This is a genomic window from Dietzia sp. DQ12-76 (genome assembly GCF_014145045.1).
Classification (GTDB): Bacteria; Actinomycetota; Actinomycetes; order Mycobacteriales; family Mycobacteriaceae; genus Dietzia.
This window is the reverse complement of record NZ_JAALDV010000409.1, coordinates 1-2,640: the sequence shown is the minus strand read 5'-3', so window position 1 is coordinate 2,640 and position 2,640 is coordinate 1. Positions and strand designations below refer to the sequence as shown.

General features: G+C 70.0%; 3 protein-coding genes. 1 reads left to right on the top strand and 2 read right to left on the bottom strand.

Translation table 11 applies throughout. The features are described from left to right. Positions 1–243 precede the first annotated feature (243 nt). Positions 244–504, top strand: a complete 261-nt coding sequence (rpsT, locus tag G6019_RS13530; protein ID WP_107756103.1) for a 30S ribosomal protein S20 — start codon at positions 244–246, stop codon at positions 502–504. 129 nt (positions 505–633) lie between these two features. On the opposite strand, the gene holA is transcribed toward rpsT, so the two are convergent. Both holA and G6019_RS13520 read right to left on the bottom strand, forming a co-directional pair. Next, positions 634–1,611, bottom strand: a complete 978-nt coding sequence (gene holA, locus G6019_RS13525) for a DNA polymerase III subunit delta (RefSeq protein WP_182612382.1) — start codon at positions 1,609–1,611, stop codon at positions 634–636. A gap of 66 nt (positions 1,612–1,677) precedes the next feature. Then, positions 1,678–2,640: SDR family NAD(P)-dependent oxidoreductase (locus G6019_RS13520; protein ID WP_241726054.1), on the bottom strand; the 963-nt coding region annotated here is incomplete at its 5' end.

The following is a 2,640-nucleotide window of genomic DNA, read 5'->3' as shown; positions in this document are numbered from 1 at the left end:
CGAGGGCGCGGTCTGCCCCCGCCGCACGTTCGAGCGGGTCGCGGACCGGCTGCGCTCGGATTACGGGTGGCGCTGACGCGGCGAGGGCCGGCCGCCGCGTTTTGGCCGGTGAGGCCGCCGCTGGTAAAGTCGGTCGTCGGTGTCCACCGGATCGCGTAGCGCGCGTTCGAGCGGACGAGAGACATGACATCCGATCGACCGGATCCCCGCGGGGCCGTCGAGACACGACCGAAGGTGTGACCAGTGGCCAACATCAAGTCCCAGAAGAAGCGGAACCTCACCAACGAGCGCAACCGCCTGCGCAACCAGTCGATCAAGTCGGCGCTGCGTTCGGCCATCCGCAACCTGCGTGAGGCCACCGAGGCCGGCGACAAGGCCAAGGCCGGCGCCCTCCTCGTCGCGACCTCGCGTCAGCTCGACAAGGCCGCCACCAAGGGTGTCATCCACAAGAACCAGGCCGCCAACAAGAAGTCGTCGCTCGCCAAGGCCGTCAACTCACTCTGAGGCGACCCGCTCCCCCCCACCGCGGGGAGCACAGCCCCGCGGAGAATGCCGCGTCGAGGCTCCGAGGGCCCACCCCGCACCGATCGAGGTCGCGTGGTGGGCCCTCGTCGCGTTCCAACCGGTCGTGTTCTACGCCGCACCCGCCAGCGACCCCACCGCACGGACCGCTCGTTCCAGTGCGTAAGAGGTGTCCTCCGCCTGACCCTTGACCTCCCCGTTGAGGCGGGCGACCACCTGGAGGGCCCGGCCGAGGGTATCGATGGACCAGTACCGAGTCTGCGCGGCGACCTTCTTGACCTTCCACGGGGGCAACCCCTGTCGCGCCAGCTCTGCGGGCGGGGTGCCCCGTTGCGTGCCCACCATGGCGATGGAGTTCACGGCGTCCGCGAGGGCGTCTGCCAACACGACGTGCGGGACCCCGGTGTGCATGGCCCATTCCAGCGCCTCGATCGCCCCGGCCACGTCCCCCGTGACCGCCCGCTCGGCCACGGTGAAACCACTGACGCCCACGACACCGGAGTGATAGCGGCGCACCGCCTCGACATCGACCTTCCCCCCGGTGTCGGCCACCAGCTGGCCGCATGCCGACGCCAGCTGCCTCAGGTCGGTGCCCACCGCCTCGACGAGGGCCTCACACGCCTCCGGGGCCACCCGGACGTCGAGGCCACGGAACTCCGAGCGCACGAATCCCACCACGTCCGTGTGACGTGAGATTCTTCCGGCCGCGTGCTCCTGAGCGCCGGCCTTCCGCAGGTCCGGCACGAGCGACTTCGCCCGTCCGCCACCGGTGTGCTGGACCACCATGACGGTCCGGTCCGGAAGGTCGACGGCCGCGCCCATCACCGCCGCCTGGGCGTCCTTGCCCAGCTCCGCGGCCCCGGTGATCACCACGATGCGGGCTTCGCCGAACAACGACGGCGAGAGCAGTTCGAACAACTGCGACGCACCGACCTCCGGCCCGCCCAGCCGAGAGACGACGGGGGGGTCCTCCCCCGCGGGTGCCGCCGCCCGAGCGGTCGCCACGACACCGGCCGTGGCGCGCTCGGTGAGGAACTCGTCCTCACCCAGGACAAGATGCAGAGCGGCGGGTGCAGAGTCTGGTGACATGTGTGCTCCTCGTCGTCGACAGATGACATGGTGCCACGCACGTCCGTCAGTCCCGCACCACCGCCCTCACGAACCGGGGTCGGCATCCTCCTCGACCATCCGCGCCCGGGTGTCTCCGTGAACAGCGGTGCCGACGGACACCGGTTCGTGGATGGCGCCGGCGGTGTCCGGTACGCGCGCACCGTTACCGATCTCGGCCCGGGAGAGCGTTCCCGAGAACCGCTCGGTCAGCTCGCGGAACACCCGGTGCGAAGTGTGGGCGGCACGCCCCTTCGGCCCGACGGGGCGTTCCTGGTCCGGGTTCGTACAGGCGTCGACGATCGCGTCCACGATCAGGTCGGGGTCGTCCATCGCCGTCAGCCGCGGCGCGTGGCCGGTGTAGTTGCCGACGTGATCCCACCACGGGGTGTCGGCCGCCCAGGGCAGGATCGTGCCGACCTTCACCGTCTCGTCCAACCCGGCCAGTCGCAGTTCCTCGGTGAGGGAACGACCGAGGCTCGTGATGCCCGCCTTGACCGCGGAGTAGGTGGACTGATAGGCCAGCGGAACCTCTCCGGCGACCGATCCCACGTTGACCAGCACCCCCTCGCCACGGGCCGTGAAACGCCGCAGTGCCACGTGGGCACCGAAGATCATTCCCTTGAGATCCACGTCGACGAGTCGGGCGTGATCTGCAAGCGGCACCTCCCAGAACAGGCCCATCACACCGACCGCGGCGTTGTTGATCCACACGTCGATGGGGCCGAAGTGTTCCTCCGCGGCCGCTGCCAGGTTCTCGACGGCCTCGGAATCGCTGACGTCCGTGGGCACCGCCACGGCAGAACCACCGGACGCGGCGATCTGGGCGGCCACCTCCTCGAGCACCTCACCGCGCCGGGCGGCCAGGACGACGTGAGCCCCGCGTGCGCCCAGGGCGATCGCGGCGCCACGCCCGAAGCCGCTGGAGGCTCCCGTGACGACGATGGTCTTTCCGTTCAGGTCGTCATTCCTTCTCATCAGTCCCACTCGTCCCGTCTCCTCGTCATGGTC